At 72.6% G+C, this 21564-nt stretch carries 20 protein-coding genes; 10 read left to right on the top strand and 10 right to left on the bottom strand.

The window, feature by feature from the left end; translation table 11 throughout:
- Positions 1-12: 12 nt before the first annotated feature.
- From IO20_RS0129205 to IO20_RS0129230, 6 genes are all read right to left on the bottom strand, one after another.
- Positions 13-936 (bottom strand): glutaminase, encoded by a 924-nt coding sequence (locus tag IO20_RS0129205; protein WP_030555234.1) that lies wholly within the window; start codon positions 934-936, stop codon positions 13-15.
- Positions 933-2027 (bottom strand): enoyl-CoA hydratase/isomerase family protein, encoded by a 1095-nt coding sequence (locus IO20_RS0129210; RefSeq protein ID WP_030555237.1) that lies wholly within the window; start codon positions 2025-2027, stop codon positions 933-935. Before IO20_RS0129210 ends, IO20_RS0129205 begins: the two co-directional genes overlap by 4 nt.
- Before the next feature lie 370 nt (positions 2028-2397).
- Positions 2398-3081: a GNAT family N-acetyltransferase gene (locus tag IO20_RS0129215; RefSeq protein WP_030555239.1), complete on the bottom strand. Its 684-nt coding sequence runs from the start codon at positions 3079-3081 to the stop codon at positions 2398-2400.
- A 286-nt stretch (positions 3082-3367) separates the two neighbouring features.
- Positions 3368-4075 (bottom strand): ribonuclease H family protein, encoded by a 708-nt coding sequence (locus IO20_RS0129220; protein WP_030555241.1) that lies wholly within the window; start codon positions 4073-4075, stop codon positions 3368-3370.
- A gap of 67 nt (positions 4076-4142) precedes the next feature.
- Complete coding sequence (locus IO20_RS0129225) at positions 4143-5066, bottom strand: phosphatase domain-containing protein (RefSeq protein WP_078946208.1); 924 nt, start codon at positions 5064-5066, stop codon at positions 4143-4145.
- Positions 5067-5068: 2 nt separating this feature from the next.
- On the bottom strand, positions 5069-6277 hold the full coding sequence (locus IO20_RS0129230; protein ID WP_030555245.1) for an RNA ligase: 1209 nt from the start codon (positions 6275-6277) through the stop codon (positions 5069-5071).
- A gap of 190 nt (positions 6278-6467) precedes the next feature.
- Between IO20_RS0129230 and IO20_RS37795 the strand changes: the two genes are divergently transcribed.
- The 4 genes from IO20_RS37795 to IO20_RS0129250 all read left to right on the top strand — a co-directional run bounded on the left by IO20_RS37795 (position 6468) and on the right by IO20_RS0129250 (position 10447).
- The gene (locus IO20_RS37795) at positions 6468-6761 is read left to right on the top strand and encodes a hypothetical protein (protein WP_030555248.1); all 294 of its coding nucleotides are present in this window, start codon (positions 6468-6470) and stop codon (positions 6759-6761) included.
- 163 nt (positions 6762-6924) lie between these two features.
- Positions 6925-7506 (top strand): dienelactone hydrolase family protein, encoded by a 582-nt coding sequence (locus IO20_RS0129240; protein ID WP_030555250.1) that lies wholly within the window; start codon positions 6925-6927, stop codon positions 7504-7506.
- A gap of 240 nt (positions 7507-7746) precedes the next feature.
- The gene (locus IO20_RS0129245; protein WP_030555252.1) at positions 7747-8919 is read left to right on the top strand and encodes a YncE family protein; all 1173 of its coding nucleotides are present in this window, start codon (positions 7747-7749) and stop codon (positions 8917-8919) included.
- Between the two features lie 145 nt (positions 8920-9064).
- On the top strand, positions 9065-10447 hold the full coding sequence (locus IO20_RS0129250; RefSeq protein ID WP_030555253.1) for an NAD(P)/FAD-dependent oxidoreductase: 1383 nt from the start codon (positions 9065-9067) through the stop codon (positions 10445-10447).
- 41 nt (positions 10448-10488) lie between these two features.
- Here the strand turns inward: IO20_RS0129250 and IO20_RS0129255 are convergent, their stop codons facing one another.
- A complete protein-coding gene (locus tag IO20_RS0129255; protein WP_030555255.1) occupies positions 10489-11301 on the bottom strand; it encodes a L,D-transpeptidase family protein in 813 nt (270 codons plus the stop codon).
- Positions 11302-11530: 229 nt separating this feature from the next.
- Between IO20_RS0129255 and IO20_RS0129260 the strand changes: the two genes are divergently transcribed.
- Both IO20_RS0129260 and IO20_RS0129265 read left to right on the top strand, forming a co-directional pair.
- Positions 11531-12610: an NAD(P)H-dependent amine dehydrogenase family protein gene (locus tag IO20_RS0129260; RefSeq protein ID WP_030555261.1), complete on the top strand. Its 1080-nt coding sequence runs from the start codon at positions 11531-11533 to the stop codon at positions 12608-12610.
- Positions 12607-13095: a carboxymuconolactone decarboxylase family protein gene (locus IO20_RS0129265; RefSeq protein WP_030555262.1), complete on the top strand. Its 489-nt coding sequence runs from the start codon at positions 12607-12609 to the stop codon at positions 13093-13095. Before IO20_RS0129260 ends, IO20_RS0129265 begins: the two co-directional genes overlap by 4 nt.
- Here the strand turns inward: IO20_RS0129265 and IO20_RS0129270 are convergent.
- From IO20_RS0129270 to IO20_RS0129280, 3 genes are all read right to left on the bottom strand, one after another.
- Entirely contained in the window at positions 13046-14848 is a 1803-nt protein-coding gene (locus IO20_RS0129270; RefSeq protein ID WP_245685087.1) for a GMC oxidoreductase, read from the bottom strand. The two genes, IO20_RS0129265 and IO20_RS0129270, sit on opposite strands and share 50 nt — an antisense overlap.
- Before the next feature lie 82 nt (positions 14849-14930).
- Positions 14931-16367 carry an aspartate ammonia-lyase gene (locus IO20_RS0129275; protein WP_037636477.1) on the bottom strand — a complete coding sequence of 479 codons (1437 nt, stop codon included), beginning with the start codon at positions 16365-16367 and terminating at the stop codon, positions 14931-14933.
- Between the two features lie 227 nt (positions 16368-16594).
- Positions 16595-17716 (bottom strand): asparaginase, encoded by a 1122-nt coding sequence (locus IO20_RS0129280; RefSeq protein WP_030555266.1) that lies wholly within the window; start codon positions 17714-17716, stop codon positions 16595-16597.
- 117 nt (positions 17717-17833) lie between these two features.
- Here IO20_RS0129280 and IO20_RS0129285 point away from each other — a divergent pair, with 117 nt between their 5' ends.
- The 4 genes from IO20_RS0129285 to ectB all read left to right on the top strand — a co-directional run bounded on the left by IO20_RS0129285 (position 17834) and on the right by ectB (position 21528).
- Complete coding sequence (locus IO20_RS0129285; RefSeq protein WP_030555267.1) at positions 17834-18298, top strand: Lrp/AsnC family transcriptional regulator; 465 nt, start codon at positions 17834-17836, stop codon at positions 18296-18298.
- Positions 18299-18520: 222 nt separating this feature from the next.
- Positions 18521-19324 carry an endonuclease I family protein gene (locus tag IO20_RS0129290; protein ID WP_030555269.1) on the top strand — a complete coding sequence of 268 codons (804 nt, stop codon included), beginning with the start codon at positions 18521-18523 and terminating at the stop codon, positions 19322-19324.
- A 346-nt stretch (positions 19325-19670) separates the two neighbouring features.
- Complete coding sequence (gene ectA / locus IO20_RS0129295; protein ID WP_030555271.1) at positions 19671-20186, top strand: diaminobutyrate acetyltransferase; 516 nt, start codon at positions 19671-19673, stop codon at positions 20184-20186.
- A 52-nt stretch (positions 20187-20238) separates the two neighbouring features.
- Positions 20239-21528 carry a diaminobutyrate--2-oxoglutarate transaminase gene (gene ectB, locus IO20_RS0129300; protein WP_425423756.1) on the top strand — a complete coding sequence of 430 codons (1290 nt, stop codon included), beginning with the start codon at positions 20239-20241 and terminating at the stop codon, positions 21526-21528.
- Positions 21529-21564: the final 36 nt, after the last annotated feature.

Below are 21564 nucleotides of genomic sequence, written 5' to 3' on the forward strand. Positions count from 1 at the left end.
GGTGCGCGGGGCTCAGAACACGGACAGGCCCGTGATCGTGGTGAAGCGGTCGAGCGCCGTCACGCCCGCCACCGAGTTGCCCCGGCTGTCGAGGCCCGGGCTCCAGACGCACAGGGTGCAGCGCCCCGGGACCACGGCCACGACCGCCCCGCCGACGCCGCTCTTGCCCGGCAGGCCCACGCGGTAGGCGAAGTCACCGGCCGCGTCGTAGGTGCCGCAGGTGAGCATGACCGCGTTGACCTGTTTGGCCTGGCTCCGGGTCAGCAGGCGGCTGCCGTCGGCGCGCAGGCCGTGCCGGGCCAGGAAGCCGGTGGCCAGGGCCAAATCGGCGCAGGAGGCTTCGAGGGAGCACTGGCGGAAGTACTCGCGCAGCAGGTCGGGGACGGGTCCTGTGATGTTGCCGTACGAGGCCATGAAGTGGGCGAGGGCCGCGTTGCGGTCGCCGTGAGCGGCTTCCGACGCGGCCACGCCGGTGTCGAAGGCGAGGTCCGGGTTGCCGCTCTCGGCCCGGAGGAAGGCGAGCAGGCTGCCCGAGGCGTCGCCGGTCAGCCGGTGCAGGCGGTCGGTGACGACGAGGGCGCCGGCGTTGATGAAGGGGTTGCGGGGGATGCCCTGTTCGTACTCCAGCTGGACGAGGGAGTTGAAGGGGTCGCCGGAGGGTTCCCTGCCGACGTGGTCCCAGAGTTCCTCGCCCTCCCCGGCAAGGGCGAGCGCCAGGGTGAAGACCTTGGTGACGGACTGGGTGGAGAAGGGGCGGCGCCAGTCCCCCACCCCGTAGACGGTGCCGTCGAGTTCGGCGACGGCCATGCCGAAGTCCGTCGGGTCGCCCGCGGCGAGGGCCGGGATGTAGTCGGCCGGGGTGCCCCGCTCCGTGAGTCCGGCGATCTCCTCGGCGATGCGGTCGAGCACGGGCTGGAAGGAGGTGGTCGTGGTCATGCGCCGGCCCGGGCTCCCCGGTCCTCGCGGGTCCGGCGGGCGGCGGCGAGGCCGAGGTCGCCGCCGGGGGGCGCGGTGAAGCAGCGCGCGACGTCCTCGTCCGTGACCTCGTCGAGGCGGGCCGGGGTCCAGTGCGGGTCGCGGTCCTTGTCGACGACCTGGGCGCGGATGCCCTCGACGAGGTCGGGGGTGGTGAGGGCGGCGCAGGAGACCCTGAACTCCAGGTCGAGGACCTCTTCGAGGGTGGCGAGGGTCCGGGAGCGGCGGAGGGTGGCCAGGGTGGCCTTGAGCGCGGTCGGGGACTTCGTGAGGAGGGTGGTCGCCGCCTCCTTGGCGGCGGGCAGCCCGGTCTCGAAGAGGCGCTCCAGGACGGTCTCGACGGTCTCGGCCGGATAGCAGGCGTCGATCCACTCCCGCTGCTCGGCGAGGACGCCGGGCGGGGCCGTGGCGGTGTGGAGGGCGACGGCCTCCTCTGCGGGCAGGCGGGTCAGGTCGCGCAGCAGGGCGGGGAGTTCGGCGGAGGGGACGAAATGGTCGGCGAGGCCCGTGAGGATCGCGTCGGCGGCGCCGACGTGGCCTCCGGTGAGGGCCAGATGCGTGCCGAGTTCGCCGGGGGCGCGGCCGAGGAGGTGGGTGCCGCCGACGTCGGGGACGAATCCGATGCCGGTCTCCGGCATGGCGACCCGTGAGCGCTCGGTGACGACGCGGACGGATCCGTGCGCGGAGACGCCGACGCCGCCGCCCATGACGATGCCGTCCATGAGCGCGACGTAGGGCTTGGGGTAGCGGGCGATGCGGGCGTTGAGCCGGTACTCGTCGCGCCAGAACGCGGCCGAGGCGGTGCCGCCGGCGCGGGCGTCGTCGTGGATGGCGCGGATGTCGCCGCCGGCGCAGAGACCGCGTTCCCCGGCGCCCTCGATGACGACGGTGGCGACCGCCGGGTCGTGCTCCCACTCCGTGAGGGCCGCGTCGACGGCCAGGACCATGGGGTGGGTGAGCGCGTTGATGGCGCGGGGGCGGTTCAGGGTGATGATCCCGGCCCGGCCCTCCGTCCGGAGGAGTACGTCGGCGGTTCCGGTCGGCACGATCACTCGGTCCCTTCGGCTGGCGCGGCTCGCTGTCGCGATCACCGTACCGGGCGGGTGCGGAGGGACGAGCGGCAGGCGGTCCTGTCACCGGGGGTGCCGGGGGCCGAGGCCTGGGGCAGCAGGGACACGAGGGCGGGACGGGCGCGAGGGCGGGAAGGACGTGAGGGGTGGGACGTGAGGGAGGAAGGACGAGAGGGGGGAGGCACGCGAGGGCGGGAAGGACTCATCCGCTTCTCGCGGATCCGGATTGCACGGTGCGCGGTCCGTGAGGGCCGCTACCCCGTGTCCTCACTGTGGAGTCCTTCCCGTCACTTCCATGGAACCACTCCTCCGACGGGGGCGCGAGCCCCCGCCGGAGCGGTGACGGAAGGGTTCAGGCCGGGAGCAGGTCCTGGGGGACGCGCACCTGGCGGGGGGTGGACAGGCGGAGCTCGATGATGTCGCGGACGGTGGGCCATTCCTCGTCGAGGATCGAGTAGAAGGCCGTGTCGCGGACGGCTCCGTCGAGCCCGCGCGAGTGGGCGCGGCGGACGCCTTCGCAGCTCGCTCCGAGGCGTTCGATCGCGATTCTGGAGCGGGTGTTGCGGGCATCGGCGCGCATGGTGATGCGCCGGACGCCCCAGGCTTCGAAGGCATGCCGGAGCATGAGGTACTTGGCCTCGGTGTTGATGCCGGTACCCCGGGCGTCCCCGGCGATCCAGGTGTTGCCGATCTCGGCGGCGTCCGGCACGGAGGTCAGCGGATCTCCGTGCGGCATGCCGGGTAGGGGGGGCCAGGTGAGCGGGCCCCTCCAGTAGTCGAGTTCGAGGAACCGGGTCGAACCGATGACTCGTTCGTCGGCCGTACTGACCAGGGCGAAGGGCAGGGATCGTCCTGCCGCCTGATCGGTCAGGGCACGGGCGATGTAGTCGAGGGCCGATTCGAAGCCGTCGGGTACGGGGGTGAAGGCGTAGGCCGCTCGGTCCGCCCCGCCGGCCCGGGCGAGGGCTTCGGCGTGCCGCATCGCCAGCGGCTCCAGGCGCACGGAGCGCCCGGTCAGGAGAACAGGTACTGGCACGGAACCTCGGGTCTTTCACGGGCAGGGAGAGCTTCCGCCGTGGGGTGACCGCGGCGGTAGCAGGGGGGAGGTTCTCGCCGGTGTCGATCTTGTCGTGAGAGCGACAAACAAGCAGGTAAAACGGTTCGTCACCGGTGCGAGGAGGACAGTATGCAGCCACAAGCGCTCGGAGAACAGAACCCCGGGAGAACCCGGGTACACGCGCGGGTGAAGGCTCGCGCGCGCCCGGGTCGGACCGGTCTCAGACAACGGACGGGGCCGCCCGCCAGTCGGACGGCGAGACGGTTCAGACGCAGGTGGGATGGCCCCAGCCGTCGGGGTTCTTGGAGATGGTCTCGCCCTTGTCGTAGGCCTTTCCGCAGCGGCAGCGGCCGGCGAATCTCGCCTTGAGCGTGGCGCCCGACGGGCGTGTCCCGCGCGCGGAGGGACGACCGGAGGAGGCGCCCGCGGAGCCGGAGGGCGCGGAGGAGCGCGCGCGGGGCGTGGAGGCGCGTGTCGGGGCCTCCGGCGGCGGCGGCAGCGGGGCACCGGCGTCCGAGCCCGTGGGCTCCTGGGTGCGGGCGGTGTGGCTGGCCGCGCGGTCGGCCGCGTCGTTCAGGGGGTCGCCGTCGACCTGGTGCGCGGGCACGTAGACGAAGTCGACGTCCCGGCCGGCGAGGAGCGCGTCGATCCGGACGACCAGCTCCTTGTTGGCCACGGGGCTGCCGGAGGAGGTCTTCCAGCCCTTGCGGCGCCAGCCGGGCAGCCAGGTCGTGACGGCCTTCATGGCGTACTGCGAGTCCATCCGGACCTCGACGGGCACGGCGGGGTCGAGCGCTTCGAGCAGCCGTTCCAGGGCCGTGAGTTCGGCCACGTTGTTCGTCGCCCGGCCGAGCGGGCCCGCCTCCCAGCGGTCGATGCCGCCGTCGGTCCTGCCGATGACCCATGCCCAGGCCGCGGGCCCGGGGTTTCCCTTCGACGCGCCGTCGCAGGCCGCGATGATCTTTTCCACCATCCCACGATCCTGACACGACGGCGGGGGTGGGCCGTCCCACCCCCGCGTCGCGACGGCCTCGCCGGCGTCAGAAGGCGCCGTAGTTCACCTGCCAGGTGGGCAGGCCCATGCGGCGCCAGAGAGCGACGACGCGGTCCCGGTCGTCGAGGGAGACGCGGACGGCGTACCGGTGGCGTACGTGGGCGTCGAACAGCTCCGCCTTCACCACGTCGTCGCCGCGGCCGTCGCCGGACGCCCGCATCCACAGTTCGTCGTAGGGCACCTCGTGGCGGGCGAGCCAGCTCTCGGTGAGGGCACGGTGGTCCTCGCTCCGGCCGGAGAGGAGGACGATCCGGTCCCTCTCGCTGTGCCGGAAGGCGCGCAGGGCGTCACGCACGGAGACGTTGAGCAGGTCGCGGTCGCAGCGCGTGAAGTCGTACGGCCCCCGGTCGACGCGCAGGGCGAGGGTGCCGTCGATGTCGCACATGACGGCGGTGGGCAGGCCCGGATCCGCGACGTAGGGCTCGACCGTCGGCTGGTCGTTGAGCCAGTCCGCGGTGAGCCGCCAGCCGCCCCGGGTGGCCTTGGCGTGCTTGTCGGCGAGGATCCGGATGATCTCCTCGCCGACGGGCCGCTCGCGGGCGGCGTCGCGGCGGACGCACTCGTCGACGGGCACGGACGTGAAGTCGTGGACGGCGAAGGTGGCCAGGCCGGCGACGGCGGCCTTCAGCCGCTTGGGGATGTGCGGGGTCAGATGCGTGTTGTCGACGACGACGTCGAAGCCGTCGTCGACGGCCGCCCGAACGGCGGCGTCCTGGATGCCGAGGACGGTCTGCTCGTGGGTGCGGGAGTGGCCCCGGTCGGCCGAGCCGGTCGCGGGGAGGTCGAGCATGGCGCGGAGGTCGTCGAGGTTGACGCGGCGCACGCGGCCCTCGGCGGCGGCCTGGAGGGCGCGGGCGGCCGTCGTCTTCCCGGAGGCCGGGAGGCCGGTCATGACGTGAACGACGGGCACGGTCAGTTCTCCTGGTCGGTGGCGAAGGGGTCGGCGGTCTCGGGGCGCAGCTGCCGCCACACGAGGAGGTCGGTGGGGCGCCCGTCGAGGCGGAGGAACAGGGCGGCGCGCAGCCCGCGGTCGGACACGCCCGCGGCGGCGCGGGCGAAGGCGCCGCGGTCGCCGGCGAGGTGGGCCAGGCGGGCGTACGCCTCGTCGACGGCCCGCTCGCGCTCGGCGGCGGCCGCTTCCAGGCCGGCGATCACCTCGCGCACCCAGGCGTCGAACTCGTCCGGCACCTGTTCGAGGAGCGCGTCGAGGGGCTTGCCGCCGGAGGCCTCGACCTCGGCGAGGGCGCAGCCCAGGCCCTTGGCCAGTTCGGCGGCGGGCAGGGCGGCGAAGCGCTGGATGCCGTGGCCGCGCCAGATGTCGCGCTCGGTGACCCCGGTGAGCACCTTGTGGAGGCGGACGTACTCGGCGAGCTTGGCCTTCGCGCGCAGGCCGGAGGCGAAGCGCAGGACGAAGCCCTCGGCGTCGGTGCCGGTGGCCCGGTGGCCGCCCGGCAGGGTGTTGGACTCGGTGAGGGCGACGAGCTCGGCGACGCTCATGGCGGGCCAGGTGCGGACGATCGAGCCGACGGGGTCCCAGCCGGTGGCGGCCTCGGCGAGGGGAATCTCGGTGCCGTCGTGGCCGAAGGCGGCGAGCAGGACGAGGTCGCGGCGCTCGCCGTAGTTCACGACGATGCGGTTCCCCGGGTACAGGATCTCGGCGAGGTACGTCACACCGGGCGTGAGGCCCGTGGTGTCGGCGGCGTCGAGGCGGCGCTGTGCCCAGGTCGCCTGGGCGCTGGTGAAGGAGCCCTTGGAGGCGACGTGCCAGCGGTCGTCGTAGTGGAAGACGACGGCGAGGCTGCCGTCGACCTTGTCGTACACCTCGAAGGGCTCGTCGGGCAGCGGCGGCGCGTAGGGACGCCCGGTGGCGTGTTCCGAGACGTTGAAGAACTTGGGGAGGGGGAGGGCGACGATCCGTCCGGTGCTGTCGTCGGCGACGAGGCCGCGGCAGCGCGTGGTCGCCCGGTTCCAGTGCTGGGCGTACTGGCACGCGCGCGTGTACGTGTAGATCGACAGCGGCAGCGCGGGGTGTCGTTTGCGCGTGACGTGCCCGTCCGCGAGCGCGGTGGCCAGTTCCTCGGACGGCATCAGGTCGTGCAGAGTCAGGGTCGCCTGGCTCATGGGGTCCCTCCCGGGTGTTCGATGATCCATTCTCGGTCGGCGGGGCCGGGGAGAACAGCGATTTTCCGGGTCCGGGCCGGGAAGGGAGGGAATGTGCGGGCTCCCGATCCCGGGCGTGTCGGTGGTGCCCCGTAGACTCGCCGTCTCCCCGCCGGTGACGTCGCCGGCGCAGACGAAGGAAGCGAGCCCCATGAACCACGCGGACGGCACGGCACCGATCTACGCCGAGCTCATACGGGAGCGGGGGGATGTTCCGGGTGACGTCCGCCAGGTCGCCGAGGAGGTTCTGCGTGACCTGAGCCGGGTCATCCAGGTACCGCCGCAGGGCGTCGCGGGACCGCAGGGTGCCGTGGCGCACACCGGCGCCCTCGCGCACACCGGGCCCGGCGGGCAGATGGGCGTCGGCGGGCAGATGGGCGTCAACGGGCACGCGGGGGTCGTGGGCCAGGCGGGCGCCGTGCTGCCGCACCGTCCGATGCGGTAGGCCTCCTCGCGTCGGCCCGGCCGGTCCGGTGGCCTCACGACAGCCCTCCGCTCCGCCCCGGTCCGCCGGGTTCCGGGCGTTGTCAGTGCCGTGCGCCATGCTGCTGCCCGGACGGCCCGTGCCACGGTGGGGCGGGCCTCGCACGGGATCAGGGGATGACGACATGGCCGAGGTTCTGCTGTTCCACCACGCGCTCGGGCTGACGCCGGGCGTCGGCGCGTTCGCCGACGAGCTGCGGCGGGCCGGGCACACGGTGCACGTGCCCGACCTGTACGACGGGCGGACGTTCACCGACCTGGAGGCCGGCGGCGGATACGCCCAGGAGATCGGCTTCGACACGCTCGTGGCACGCGGCGAGCGCGCCGCCGAGGGACTGCCGGAGGACATCGTCCTCGCCGGGTTCTCGCTCGGTGTGCTGCCCGCGCAGAAGCTGGCGCAGACCAGAGCGGGGGCGCGCGGCGCCCTGCTGTTCGGGGCCTGCGTGCCGGTGACGGAGTTCGGCGGGTCCTGGCCGGACGGCGTGCCCGTGCAGGTGCACGGGATGGACGCCGACCCGTACTTCGTCGACGAGGGTGATCTGGCGGCGGCCCGCGCGCTCGTGGCGGACGCGGCGGACCGGAGGCTGTTCCTGTACCCGGGCAGCGCGCACCTGTTCGCGGAGGCCGGGGCGCCGTCCCACGTGCCGGAGGCCGCCGCGCTGTGCGTCGAGCGGGTGCTGTGCTTCCTGGGCGGAGTCGATCGCTGACCGCGGCGAGCGCCGGCCGCGTCGGGCGCTGACCGCGGCGGACGCTGACCGCGGCGGACGCAGAGGGCTCCGGGGGCCGGGCGGGTCAGCCGATCGGCCGACCCCGGTGTCGTCCGTCCCGCCGCGCACCGGGGGCCGCCTGTCGGACCGTACGGCGCCGTGCGCGGTCGGAGGATCGGGGCAGGGTGCGGCCCGGCTCCGGACGGGACCGCCCGTGTTCGCCGTACCGAGGAGTCCGACATGACGAAGTACCGCCGTACGTCCCGAACCGCCCGGGTCCTGTTGCCCGGAGCGGCGGCCGTGGCCCTGCTCGCCGGGTGCGCGCTCGGATCCGGAGGGTCGGCTTCGGCGTCGGGCTCGACGCCACCGGCCGGGACGTCCCCCACGGGAGCCTCCTCCGTCACGGTGACGCCCGCGCCGGCCGCGCCCACCGGGAAACCGGCGCCGGGCACGCTCCTGGTCGGCGACTTCGGCTCCGACACGGTCACCTTCGTCGACCCCGCGCGCGGTGCCACGGGTTCCGTGAAGGTCGGCACCGCGCCGTACGGCCTGGTGGTCGGTGCGGACGGGCGGGCCTGGGTGGCGACCGCCGAGGGCGTGGCGGTCGTGGACACCGCGACCCGGCAGCGGCTCGCGCTCGTTCCGTACGAGACGGACGCCGGGCCCGTGACCACGGGCGAGTACCGGGGCGGCGGGATGGGCATCGCGCTCGCGCCGGACGGACGACGGGCGTACGTGGGGGTCAACGTGCCCGGCGGGAACGGCACCCTGGAGGTGATCGACACGGCGACCCTGAAGGTCACGGACACCGTGCCGGTGGGCCGGCGCCCCTTCGACGTGGACGTGTCGCGGGACGGCGCGGAGGTGTACGCGACCAACCACGACTCCTTCGACGTCACGGTCGTCGCGGCGGGGACGCTGGAGCCGCGCCGGGTGGAAGTCGCCCCGTACGGCACCGAGGGCGGGCTCGGCTCCTGGCTCAAGCCGCACTACACGGCCGTACGACCCTCGGACGGCAAGCTGCTGCTGCCCTTCGAGGGCGAGCGCCTGGCGGTCGTCGACCCCCGCACCGGCCGCACCACGATCGAGCCGATGACGGCGAACACGCATCAGCACGGGGCCACGGTGACCGCCGACGGGACGCTCCTGACCGTGGGCACGGGGCCGATCGACCCCGACGTGGACCGCGGGCCCTCCCTCACGGTCCGGACTCCCGGCGGGGCCGAGCGGGTCCACCCGCTGGAGGGGCCGCACGAGAGCGTGGCCGTGTCGGAGGACGGAGAAACCGCCTACGTGACCGGTGGATTCACCCGGAACGGGTACTGGGACGGTCTGAGCATCGTCGACCTCGACTCGGGCGACACCCGGCGCCTCGCCGCGGGCTCGCGTCCGCTGGGGATCGCGGTCCTCTGACCGGGGCCGCGTTCACGCCGAGGAGCGATACCGGCGCAATGGCGATAGAAAGGGTGAACGACTGAGAGTCGGCGAAAACTGCCACATGGGCTTGTCGAGCCGTATCCGATGGCTCCTTGCACGCTCCTACGGAAGGGCGGACAGCGTGACGCGACCGAGGATTCTCGTGGTGGGCGCGGGATTCGCCGGAGTGGCCTGCGTACGGAGGCTCGAACGGCGGCTCACCGAGCGGGAGGCGCACATCGCGCTGCTCTCGCCGTTCTCGTACCAGCTGTATCTGCCGCTCCTCCCCCAGGTCGCCGCCGGTGTCCTGACCCCGCAGTCCGTCGCGCTGTCGCTGCGGCGCAGTGAACGGCACCGCACCCGGATCGTGCCGGGCGGCGTGGTCGGGGTGGACACGGCGGCGAAGGTCTGCGTGGTGCGGACGATCTCCGGCGAGTACGTGACCGAGCCGTACGACCATCTCGTGCTCGCGCCCGGCAGCGTGACCCGCAGCTTCGACATCCCTGGGCTCGCCGAGCACGCGCGCGGGATGAAGACGCTCGCCGAGGCGGTGTACATCCGCGACCACGTCATCGCCCAGCTGGACCTGGCGGACGCGAGCAACGACGAGGCGGAGCGGGCGGCCCGGCTGCAGTTCGTCGTGGTCGGCGGCGGATACGCGGGCACGGAGACGGCGGCCTGTCTCCAGCAGCTCACCCACAACGCGGTCAAGCGGTACCCGCGCATCGACCCCCAGCTCATCAAGTGGCATCTGGTGGACATCGCGCCGAAGCTCATGCCGGAGCTGGGCGACAAGCTGGGCGCCGCCGCGATGGACATCCTGACCCGGCGCGGGATCGAGGTGTCGCTGGGAGTGTCGGTGGCCTCGGTGGACGAGGAGACGGTCACGCTCACCGACGGGCGGGCGCTGCCGAGCCGGACGCTGATCTGGACGGCCGGGGTCGCGGCGAGCCCGCTGATCGGCACGCTCGGCGCGGAGACCCTCCGCGGCCGGCTCGCCGTCTCGGCCGAGATGGCGGTGCCGGGCTTCGACGGGCTGTGGGCGCTGGGCGACGCGGCGGCGGTGCCCGACCTCGCCAAGGGCGAGGAGGGCGCGATCTGTCCGCCGACCGCGCAGCACGCGATGCGGCAGGGGAAGGCGGTCGCCGACAACCTGGTCGCGACGCTGCGCGGGGAGCGGACCCGGCCGTACGCGCACAAGGACCTGGGGCTCGTGGTGGACCTCGGCGGGCTGGACGGCGTGTCGAAGCCGCTCGGCGTGGAGCTGCACGGCATGCCCGCGCAGGCCGTGGCCCGCGCGTACCACTGGGCGGCCCTGCGGACCAATGTGGCCAAGACCCGGGTGATGACGAACTGGCTGCTGAACGCCGTGGCCGGGGACGACTTCGTACGGACCGGGTTCCTGGCGTCGAAGGCGGGCACGCTGCGGGACTTCGAGTACACCGACGCGTACCTGACACCGGAGCAGGTCCGCGGCCACACGGCCTCGTTCCGGGGGGCGGTCGGGACCGGCGGGAAAGGCTGAAGCCTGGTGGGGCCCGGTGGGGCCCGCCGGTCGCGGCGGGCTCAGCGGGCGAGGTCGGGGGCCGGGCCCATGACGACGACGGGTTCCGCGGCCGGGTCGAGTGCGCGGATCAGTTCGCGCAGGGCCTCGCGTTCCAGGGCCACGCAGGCCTGGGTGGGTCCGCCGTGGTCGACGTGGATCCAGACCCCGCCGCCCTTCCCCGCGCCGAGCGGGCGCTCCTTGTCCAGCGGCGTCCTGCCCGGTACCCGGTTGTAGTCGATGGCGATCACGTGGTCGAAGGAGCCTTCGAGGGGCTCGCCGGAGAAGCCGGTGCCGCTGATGGCGAACTCCTGGTCCTGGTCGTACGGGAAGCGCGCGCCGGGATCCGGCAGCCGGCCGCCGGTGTCACCGATACGGAAGACCCCGATCGGGGTGCGCAGGTCACCGGCCCGGTGATCGGCGGTCCAGCCCTTGAGCGCGTTGTGGGCGGGCCACGGTCCCGCGGCCTCGGTCCAGACCCCGCCGGGGCTCCGCTCGTACAGCGTCGCGGTGGAGGTGTTGTCGTCGGCGGTGGCGCCGGTGACGACGAGTGCCTGGGTGGTGCCGTCGGGGACGAGGCCCTGGGTGGCGGGGCCGACGCCGGGAATCCGGGGCACGGGTACGGCGGCGGAGGCGAGGCTGCTCGCCGCCTCGCCCGCGGCACGGGGTGGCGCGCCTTCGGGGCGGGAGTCGCCGGCTGCGGGCGGGGACGTGACGGCCGGCCCGCCGGACGCGGCGGGGGCGGACGGTGCGCCGTTCGCGCAGCCGGTGAGCAACAGTGCCGCGCACAGTGTGCCGGCGCTCAGCAGCGCGGGGGCGCCTTTGCGGACGGACATGGACGGATCCTCCTGGCCGGGGGCAGTGCTGCGATCCGTACCCGTTCGGCGTGCGGCGCTGCCGCGCCGCCGGTGCCCTCACCCGTACGGCCGTGTCGTCCGCGCACCGGAAGGCGGTCGACCGGCGGCACGGGGCGCGCCCTTCTGCCCGGACAGCCGACCTGACGGTGCATCAGATGGCCTCGTCGTAGGGCTGGGAACCTTCGGTGCCCGGCGCTACCCTCCGCGCATGATTCGGACGGTGGTGTGGGGTACCGGAAATGTCGGGCGCGCGGCGATCCGCGCCGTGGACGCCCATCCAGGTCTTGAGCTCGTGGCCGTGCTGGTCGCCGATCCGGCGAAGGTCGGACGGGACGCGGGGCGGCTCGCGGGTCTCGGGCACGATCTCGGCGTGGTGGCCGTCGACGACGTCGGGGCGGTGCTCGACGGGCGGCCCGGGGCGGTGGTGTACGCGGCCTCGGGCGACACCCGGCCCGACGGAGCGCTCGACGACGTGGCCCGTGCGGTGCGGGCGGGCGCGGTGGTGGTCACGCCCGCGCTCTATCCGCTGTACGACCAGCGCAACGCGCCGCCCGAGTTCCGGGATCCGGTGCTCGCGGCGGTCGCCGAGGGAGGCGGCTCGCTGTTCGTGTCGGGGGTCGATCCGGGCTGGGGCAACGACGTCCTGCCGCTGCTCGTGAGCGGGCTCGGCAGCACCGTGGACGTGATCCGCTGTCAGGAGATCTTCGACTACTCGACGTACGAGCAGGAGGAGTCGGTCCGGGACCTGATCGGGATGGGCCGGCCGATGGCGTACGAGCCGCCGATGCTGCTGCCTTCGGTGCCGACGATGGTGTGGGGCGGTCAGGTGCGGCTGATGGCACGCGCTCTCGGCGCGGAGCTCGACGAGATCCGCGAGACCGTGGACCGGCGCCCGCTGGAGTCCACCGTGAAGACCCGGACGATGGGCGTCTTCGAGGCGGGTACGCAGGGCGCGATCCGCTTCGAGGTGCAGGGGATCGTCGGCGGCGAGCCGCGGATCGTGATCGAGCACGTGACCCGTATCCATGCCTCGTGCGCGCCGGACTGGCCGGTGCCGCCGGACGGCGCGGGGGCGCACCGGGTGATCGTCGAGGGGAGTCCCCGGATCGAGGTGACGGTGGCGGCGACCGCCGAGGGCGAGAACAGGTCGGCGGGCGGGAACGCCACGGCGGTCGGCCGGCTCGTCGGGGCGATCGACTGGCTGGTGGCGGCCGGGCCTGGACTGTACGACGCGCTGGACGTGCCGTTGCGGCCGGCGGTCGGGAAACTGGGAAGGAGACCGCGGTGATCATCGACATCCCCGAGGGCCAGGAGCCGATCGGGTACGTGTGGGGCGACATGGTCCCGGAGATCGGGACGGCGGCGGCGAACTTCTCGCTGTCGGTGTACGCCCACACGACTCTGGGACTGCGCGAGTTCGAGGCGGCGCGCCTGAGGATCGCGCAGATCAACGGGTGCGGCTTCTGTCTGGACTGGCGTACGGACCGGGACGGGGTGAAGGTCGAGGAGGGCTTCGACGAGGTCGTCGCGGCGTGGCGGGAGACGGAGGTCTCGGAGGCCTTCGACGAGCGGACGCGGCTCGCGGCCGAGTACGCGGAGCGGTACGCGCTCGACCATCACGGTCTGGACGAGGAGTTCTGGGGCCGGATGACGGCGCGCTACAGCCAGGAGGAGATCGTGGAGCTGACGATGAGTCTGGGCTCCTGGCTGGCGTTCGGCAGGCTCAACCGGGTGCTCGGGCTCGACACGGTGTGCGTGCTGCCGACGCACTAGGGCCTTTCGTTTGGATCATGCCGGGCTCGCGGGGTCCGGCACCGCACCTCGCCGCGTTGTCGTCGGTTGCCATGGCTCCGCCATGGCGCCCTCCTCCGCCTTGCGAGGCGTTCCCTGGGATCCGTTCGATGTTGCGTTCGGCGAGCGCCGTGATGGTGACGAACGGGTTGACGCTGGCGTTGCCGGGGATCAAGGCGCCGTCGATGACGTACAGGCCGGTGTAGCCGTGGAGCCGGCCGTGGTTGTCGGTCGCCTTGCCCAGGACCGCGCCGCCGAGCGGGTGGTACGTGAGGTGGTCGCCCCAGATCTTGTACGCGCCGAAGAGGTCGGTGCGGTAGATCGTGCCCTCCTTGGAGTTGATCTTGTCGAAGATCGTCCTGGCGGCGTCGATGGAGGTCTGCTTCCAGGCCCGGTCCCAGCTCAGGTCGACCTTGCCGGTGGCCGGGTTCCAGGTGAACTCGGCCCGGTGGGGGGTCTTGGTGATCGAGAGGTAGAAGGAGGCGTACGTCTCGATGCCGGTGGGCAGAGGGGCGACCTCGGCGAAGGCCCCGCCCGCGTCCCAGTTGTCGATGCCGGCGGTGGGCATGGCCGACTGGAGCTTGCCGGTCGGGTCCCACATGTGGTTGGCCCGGCCGCACATGACGTTGCCGTTGTCGCCCCAGCCCCTGCCGATCTCGCCGTTGAGGGCGGGGAGCGCGCCGGTGGCCTTCAGGCGGGTGAGGAGCTTGCTCGTCCCGACGCTGCCGGCGGCGAAGAAGACCTTGTCGGCGGTGACGGTCTTGCTGGCGAGGGTGACGCCCGTGGTGTCGATCTGGTCGACGGCGACCGTGTAGCCCCCGCCGGGCGCCGGGGTGACGGAGGTGACCTTGTGGAGCGCCGAGACGCTGACGCGGCCGGTGGCGGCGGCCTGGGCGAGGTAGGTCTTCTGGAGGGTCTTCTTGCCGTGGTTGTTGCCGTAGATGACCTCGCCGTCGAGGGCCGACTTCGGTACGGCCCCGGCGGCCTCCTGCTTCATGTACTCCCAGTCGTAGACGTTCGGGACGAACACGAAGGGGAAGCCGGACCGCTGGGCGTGCTTGCGGCCGACGCGGGCGTACTGGTAGCAGGCGGCGCTCTCCCACCAGGCCGGGTCCACGGCGGTGACGCCGAGTCCGGCGTTGGCGCGGGGGTAGTACGTGGAGTACATCTCCCCCGCGTCGACGGTGGGGAGGATGGCGGCGAAGTTCTCGCGGCGCGGTGTGACGGCCATGCCGCCGTTGACGAGGGAGCCGCCGCCGACGCCCCGGCCCTGGTAGACGGTGATGCCGGCGAAGTCCTCGGCGTCGAGGATGCCGGTGTGGCGCGGGACGTCCTTGTCGAGGGGGAAGCCGAGGAAGTTGCTCAAGGGCTGCTTGGTGCGGGTCCGCAGCCAGAAGGAGCGGTAGTCGGGCGTGGTGGTGTTGGCGAAGATCTTGCCGTCGGCTCCCGGGGTGTCCCAGGCCATGCCCATCTCGACCATGTGGACGGCGACGCCCGCGCGGGCGAGGCGGAGGGCGGCGACCGAGCCGCCGTAGCCGGTGCCGATGACGAGGGCGCGGACGTGGGAGCCGGCGGGCAGGGGGCTGTGCGGGATGGCGGTGAGGCCGGTGTCGGCATGGGCGGGGACGGTCTGGCCGGCGAGGGCGGCGGCGCCGAGAAGAGAACCTGTTCCCGCGAGGAACCGGCGACGGCTGACGCCGCCGGTTCCCTTCGCGGACACGGGGTGTTCACTCATGTGATGTTCCTCACTCGTGAGCGAATGGGAACATGTTCTACTGTCGCGCGTCGGGGAAGTCACGCGAAACCGACGGGTAACTTCATCGGACCACGGACGTCCCCGGGGCGCCGGTGAGGCGCTCGGGGGTGAGCAGCTCGGCGAGCCGGTGGGCGGGCAGCAGCCCCTTCTCCAGGGTGAGTTCGACGACTCCGCGCCCGGTGGCGAGCGCCTCCTGCGCGATGGCCGTGGCGGCGGTGTAGCCGAGGTGCGGGTTGAGGGCGGTGGCGAGGCCGATGGAGTTCTCGACGGCCGCCCGGAGCGCCTCGGTGTTGGCGGTGATGCCGCTGACGCAGCGCTCGGCGAGGGTCAGGCAGGCCGCGCGCAGGGAGAGGAGGCTCTTCGACAGGGCGTGGAAGATGACCGGTTCGAAGGCGTTGAGCTGGAGCTGTCCCGCCTCTGCCGCCATGGTGATGGTGATGTCGTTGCCGATCACCTCGAAGGCGACCTGGTTGACGACCTCGGGGATCACCGGGTTGACCTTGCCGGGCATGATGCTGGAACCGGCCTGCACCGGCGGCAGGTTGATCTCGTTGAGCCCCGCACGCGGGCCCGAGGACAGCAGCCGCAGGTCGTTGCAGGTCTTGGAGAGCTTCACCGCGATGCGCTTGAGCACTCCGGAGAGCTGCACGAAGGCGCCGCAGTCCTGCGTGGCCTCGATCAGGTTGGCGGAGGTCACGAGCGGCAGGCCCGTCAGTTCGGCGAGATTGCGGCGGGCGGTCTCGGCGTAGCCGGGCGCGGCGTTGAGGCCGGTGCCGATGGCGGTGGCCCCGAGGTTGATCTCGTGGATGAGCTCGACGGCCTCCGCGAGCCGGCTGCGGTCCTCCTCCAGCATCACGGCGTACGTGGAGAACTCCTGGCCCAGCGTCATGGGCACCGCGTCCTGGAGCTGGGTGCGGCCCATCTTCACGACCTCGCGGAACTCCAGGGCCTTGGCGGCGAAGGCGTCCTGGAGCACGGCCATCGCCTTCAGGAGTTCGCGGGCCGCCCCGATGGCCGCGATGCGGATCGCGGTCGGGTAGACGTCGTTCGTCGACTGGCCGAGGTTGACGTCCTCGTTGGGGTGGAGGCGGTCGTAGTCGCCCTTGGCGTGGCCGAGGAGTTCCAGGGCACGGTTGGCGACGACCTCGTTGGCGTTCATGTTGGTGGAGGTGCCGGCGCCGCCCTGGATCACGTCGACGACGAACTGGTCGTGGAGGTGTCCCGTACGGATCTCCCGGCAGGCACCGGCGATGGCACCGGCCTTGTCGGCGGGGAGCAGGCCGAGTTCCTCGTTGGCGCGGGCCGCGGCCTCCTTGACGGCGGCGAGCGCGTCGATCAGCAGCGGGTAGACGGAGATCGGCGTGCCGGTGACGGTGAAGTTCTCGGTGGCGCGCAGGGTGTGGACGCCCCAGTAGGCGCCGGCGGGGACGTCCCGGTCACCGAGCAGATCGTGCTCGCGGCGGACGGGAGCGGGGTGCGGGGCCGGGGCGGGAAGCATGTATGCGGTCCTTGGGGAGGGGAGGGTGCGTGCGGTCGTACGAGGGAGGCGCCGCGGGCACGCCGAGACGGCCGGGCGGCAGGGCCGTACGGCTCTGAGGGTGACCGTGCGAGGAAGTTGGCTCCGGCTCGCGGGCGGGCGGGAGGGCGCCGCCCGCGAACCGGGGTTCTGGGGGGGGTGCGCCGGGACGGGACCTGTCCGGTCTCGGCGACCCGGCTCGACCGGCCCTACGCGCGGGCGGCGACCGCCGAGGCCGAGCGGGAGCCGCCGGTGGCGAGGGCCGGTTCCACACGGACCGGTCCTTCGAGGAGGCGGCGCAGGAGGGCCGTGCCGCGGGCCGGGTCGCCCGTGCCCGCGCCGCCCTCGGCGAGGAGCGTGGCGAGGACGGCTATCCGGGCCTGGGCGGCACGCAGGGTGCCGGTGAGCAGCGCCCCAGCGGCGACGAGGTCGACGGCTCCGCCGCCGGTGTAGATCTCGGCGAGCGGCCCTGCGGGCACTCGGGTGCTCACGGCGACGAGGACGCCCTGGGCGACGGCGTCGGCCACGGCGGCGGCGATCTCGGGGGTGGCGTTGCCCGCGCCGGTGGCTTCGAGGACGATGCCCCGGGCGCCGGCGGCGACGGCCGCGTTCAGCAGGAACGGGTCGCCGTCGGAGTGGTGGGTGACGATGTCGACCCGGGGCAGCGCGACGGCGTCGGGGCCGGTGGCGCCGGGGACCGCCGTGTGCGCGGCGGCGGGGAGCGGCAGCGGCGTGGGGCGCTCCGGCTGCCGTTCGATGTCGACGCGGGAGAAGCCGACGCGGCCGAGGCGCTCGGCGGAGGGGTCGGAGAAGGCGTCGGCTGCCAGGGTCTGGCTCTTGACGGTGCCGCGGGCCGCGTGGACGCGGCCGTCGAAGACGACGAGGACGCCGAGGTCGCTGACGGTGGCGGCGACCTGGAGGGCGTCGTACATGTTGCCGGGGCCGTCGCCGTCGCCGGTGCCGAAGGGGCGCTGGGCGCCGGTGAGGACGACCGGGCGGACGTCGGTGTGGTGCAGGTCCAGGAGGAAGGCGGTCTCCTCCAGGGTGTCGGTGCCGTGGGTGATCACGATGCCGTCGACGCCGGGGTCGGCGAGGGTCTCGTGGACGGTGCGCAGGAGGGTCAGCTGGTGGGCCGCGGTCATGCGCGAGCTGTTGACGTTGAAGAGGTCGACGACCTCGACGGTGACGCCCTCGGGGAGGGGGGCGGTGGCCAGGACGTCGCTGCCGGAGGCGTCGGCGGCGTAGCCGGTGCCCTGCCAGCGGCTCGCGATCGTGCCGCCGGTGCTGATGACGACGATCCGGCGCGCTCCCCCGTCGTTCGTCCGCTTCATGCCTGCCGTCCTCACTCCGTACCCAAATCTCCTGCTCCGCAACGATAGGACAGGAGGCGCGCAAGACGATTGCGAAATCGGCCGAGGAAATGTTTCACCGTGGTAGATAATTGCGCCATGGACCGAATCGATCTGCATATCTTGCGCGAGCTCCAGGAAGACGGGCGGCTGAGCAACCAGGAGCTGGCCCAGCGGGTGGGGCTCAGCCCGTCCCCCTGCCTGCGGCGGGTGCGCCAGCTGGAGCAGGACGGGGTGATCCAGGGCTACCGGGCGATCATCGACCCGGAGGCGGTGGGCCGCGGGTTCGAGGTCCTCGTCTCGGTGGAGGTGCGACGGGACCGGGAGACGGTGGAGGCCTTCGAGGCGGCGCTCCAGGACGTGCCGGACGTCATCGAGGCGTACCGCCTGTTCGGGAGCCCGGGGTGCCTGCTCCGCATCGCGGTGGCCGACCTCGCGGCGTACGAGCGGCTGTGGATCGAGCGTCTGACGACGCTGGCCGGGGTCACCGAGGTCAACTCCCAGATCATCATGAAGCGGATCAAGGAGCCGAAGGGGATGCCGGTGGGCGTCCGGAGCATCTGAACGCGCGGCGGCCGGGGCCTGGGCCCGCCTTCGGATCAGGCCTCAGGCCCGTCCTGTCGTTCCATATGCGAGAACGTCATGGAACAGCCTCCTCCCCGTTACATGACAGGTACCTGACGTGTGCCACCCTCCCGGTGACACGAAGTCAACACGCGTAGACAGCGGGATCCTTGAGTCGGCTCCCGCCGCCCCGCGCGTACCGTCCCCGGGAAAGGGCCCCCCATGTCCGTTGTGCGGATCGGCAGATGGAAGGTGTGGGCGGCGGCCGTCGCCGCGACCCTCGTCGGCGTCACGCTCCCCGCGGTCACCGCGACTCCCGCGAGCGCCACGACCACCGCGTACGACACCACGTACTACAAGAACGCGATAGGCAAGACCGGCACGAGCCTGAAGTCCTCGCTGCACACGATCATCAGCAGCCAGAGCAAGATCTCGTACGACGCGGTCTGGAACGCGCTCAAGGTCACCGACCAGGATCCCAACAACACCGCCAACGTGGTCCTGCTGTACAGCGGCGTCTCGCGCAGCAAGTCCCTCAACGGGGGCGACGTGGGCGACTGGAACCGCGAGCACGTCTGGGCGCAGTCCCACGGCAGCTTCGGCACCTCCGCCGGCCCCGGCACCGACCTGCACCACCTGCGCGCCTGCGACGTCCAGGTCAACAGCATCCGCGGCAACAAGGACTGGGACTTCGGCGGCAGCGCGGTCAGCGGCGCGACCGGCAGCTACACCGACTCCAACTCCTTCGAGCCGCGCAACGCCGACAAGGGCGACGTGGCCCGAATGATCCTCTACATGGCCGTCCGGTACGAGGGTGACGACGCCTGGGCCGACCTGGAGCCCAACGAGTCGACGTCCAACGGCAGCGTCCCCTGGCACGGCCGTCTCTCGATCCTGAAGCAGTGGAACCAGCAGGACCCGCCGAGCGCCTTCGAGGAACGCCGTAACGACGTCATCTACGGCACCTACCAGGGCAACCGGAACCCGTTCATCGACCACCCCGAGTGGGTCGAGGCGATCTGGTAGCCCTCGCACCCGCACCACCGCAGGACCGAACGGAGCCGGGCCGGGCTCGCAGCACCCGGCCCGGCTCCCGCGCGTTCGGAGGGCCTATACGCCTGACCGCTCCCGCCGCCTTCAAACGCGAAATCGCAGATCTTCTCACGCTCTTCGCGTGAACGATGGACACGCCCACCAGGCGTTATCCAGCCGTTATAAACGGTCATTTCGCCCCTTTATGCCACCCTTTGCCGTGCGGTGAAGCATGCATTCCCGGCACGGAGGCCGTCGGCGCACCTATCACGATCACCACACGCCGAACAAGGGTCCAGCCCCAGGAAGTTCCGAGATCCACTCGGTAGCTTCGGCGCCCATGACCACAGCCCGCACGACTGCCCGCACGACACCCCCGACCATCGCGGACGGCGCCGAGCTCTGGCGCATCGCCCGCGGCTCCGGGGAACTCGACCTCAACTCCCCGTACAGCTATCTGCTGTGGTGCCGCGACTTCGCCGACACGACCGCCGTCGCCCGTGACGCCTCCGGACGCCCGATCGGCTTCGTCACCGGCTATCTGCGTCCGGACGCGCCGGGGACGCTCTTCGTCTGGCAGGTCGCCGTCGAGGGTTCGCACCGCGGAAGCGGGGTAGCCGGGACCCTGCTCGACGCCCTGTCCGCACGCGTGGCCGCCGAGCACGGAGTCAGCCGTGTCGAGGCCACCGTCACCCCCGGGAACCTCGCGTCCGACCGGCTGTTCCGGTCCTACGCGCGTCGACACGGCGCGGACCTGACGCAGGAGGTGCTGTTCCCTTCGGCCACGTTCCCCTCCTCGGGGCACGAGTCCGAGGTGCTGTACCGCATCGGTCCCCTCGGCGCCCCGGCGTCCTGAGCCCTCGTCCGCGCCCACCACGCACCCGAACCACCTCTGGAGAAGAGACTCCGTGACCCTGATCGACATCGCCGCCCCCACCGCCCTCGGGACCCCCTCCGTCTTCGAGACCCTGGAGTCGGAGGTCCGCAGCTACTGCCGTGCGTGGCCCGTCGTCTTCGAACGCGCCACCGGCAGCAGGCTGTACGACGAACAGGGGCGTCCGTACCTCGACTTCTTCGCCGGCGCGGGCTCGCTCAACTACGGCCACAACAACCCCGCGCTCAAGCGCGCACTTCTCGACTACCTCGCCGACGACGGGGTCACCCACGGCCTCGACATGTCGACGACCGCGAAACGCGACTTCCTCGAGACCTTCCACGAGACGGTCCTCGAACCCCGCTCGCTGCCCTACAAGGTGATGTTCCCCGGCCCCACCGGCACCAACGCCGTGGAAGCCGCCCTGAAGCTCGCCCGCAAGGTCACCGGGCGCCAGACCGTCGTGTCCTTCACCAACGCCTTCCACGGGATGTCGCTCGGCTCGCTCGCCGTCACCGGCAACGCCGCGAAGCGCGCCGGCGCCGGCGTCCCGCTGCACCACGCGATCCGGATGCCCTTCGACGACTACCTCGACGGACAGCTCACCGACTTCCTCTGGTTCGAGCGGCTCCTCGACGACGCGGGCTCCGGCCTCGACCACCCCGCGGCCGTGATCGTCGAGACCGTCCAGGGCGAGGGCGGCATCAACGTCGCGCGGGCCGCGTGGCTGCGCGGGCTCGCGGAGCTGTGCCGCCGGCACGACATGCTCCTCATCGTCGACGACGTCCAGATGGGCTGCGGACGCACCGGCGACTTCTTCTCCTTCGAGGAGGCGGGCATCACGCCCGACATCGTCACCCTGTCCAAGTCCATCAGCGGCTACGGCCTGCCCATGGCCCTCTGCCTGTTCCGGCCGGAGCTCGACGTGTGGCAGCCCGGTGAGCACAACGGCACCTTCCGCGGCAACAACCCGGCCTTCGTCACCGCCACGGCCGCCCTCGACGCGTACTGGCGCGACGGCGTCCTGCGCGAACGCACCCTGGGCCGGGCCGACCGGGTGGAGAGCGCCCTGCTCGACCTGTGCGCGGGCGACGGGCGCATGGGCCTGACGGTCCGCGGCCGGGGCCTCGTGTGGGGCCTGGAGTTCGCCGACGGGGAGCGCGCGGAGGCCGTGTGCCGACGCGCCTTCGAGACCGGGCTCCTGGTGGAGACCTCGGGTCCGCGCGGCGAGGTGGTCAAGCTGCTGCCGCCGCTGACGGCGACGGACGACGAACTCGACGAGGGGCTCGGCATCCTGGCCCGTTCGGTCCGCCACACCGCCTGAGCCACCGTCACCACGACCCCCGCCCCCTCCCCCCCC

It is taken from the genome of Streptomyces exfoliatus (genome assembly GCF_000725545.1).
GTDB lineage: Bacteria > Actinomycetota > Actinomycetes > Streptomycetales > Streptomycetaceae > Streptomyces > Streptomyces exfoliatus.

Excerpts from the sequence above, each read along its gene's own strand:
- ectA (WP_030555271.1), top strand. The coding sequence starts at position 19,671 with ATGACCACAGCCCGCACGACTGCCCGCACGACACCCCCGACCATCGCG.
- IO20_RS0129290 (WP_030555269.1), top strand. The coding sequence starts at position 18,521 with ATGTCCGTTGTGCGGATCGGCAGATGGAAGGTGTGGGCGGCGGCCGTC.
- IO20_RS0129240 (WP_030555250.1), top strand. The coding sequence starts at position 6,925 with ATGGCCGAGGTTCTGCTGTTCCACCACGCGCTCGGGCTGACGCCGGGC.
- IO20_RS0129275 (WP_037636477.1), bottom strand. The coding sequence starts at position 16,367 with ATGCTTCCCGCCCCGGCCCCGCACCCCGCTCCCGTCCGCCGCGAGCAC.
- IO20_RS0129230 (WP_030555245.1), bottom strand. The coding sequence starts at position 6,277 with ATGAGCCAGGCGACCCTGACTCTGCACGACCTGATGCCGTCCGAGGAA.
- IO20_RS0129260 (WP_030555261.1), top strand. The coding sequence starts at position 11,531 with ATGATTCGGACGGTGGTGTGGGGTACCGGAAATGTCGGGCGCGCGGCG.
- IO20_RS0129280 (WP_030555266.1), bottom strand. The coding sequence starts at position 17,716 with ATGAAGCGGACGAACGACGGGGGAGCGCGCCGGATCGTCGTCATCAGC.
- IO20_RS37795 (WP_030555248.1), top strand. The coding sequence starts at position 6,468 with ATGAACCACGCGGACGGCACGGCACCGATCTACGCCGAGCTCATACGG.
- IO20_RS0129205 (WP_030555234.1), bottom strand. The coding sequence starts at position 936 with ATGACCACGACCACCTCCTTCCAGCCCGTGCTCGACCGCATCGCCGAG.
- IO20_RS0129255 (WP_030555255.1), bottom strand. The coding sequence starts at position 11,301 with ATGTCCGTCCGCAAAGGCGCCCCCGCGCTGCTGAGCGCCGGCACACTG.
- IO20_RS0129245 (WP_030555252.1), top strand. The coding sequence starts at position 7,747 with ATGACGAAGTACCGCCGTACGTCCCGAACCGCCCGGGTCCTGTTGCCC.
- IO20_RS0129270 (WP_245685087.1), bottom strand. The coding sequence starts at position 14,848 with ATGAGTGAACACCCCGTGTCCGCGAAGGGAACCGGCGGCGTCAGCCGT.
- IO20_RS0129285 (WP_030555267.1), top strand. The coding sequence starts at position 17,834 with ATGGACCGAATCGATCTGCATATCTTGCGCGAGCTCCAGGAAGACGGG.
- IO20_RS0129220 (WP_030555241.1), bottom strand. The coding sequence starts at position 4,075 with ATGGTGGAAAAGATCATCGCGGCCTGCGACGGCGCGTCGAAGGGAAAC.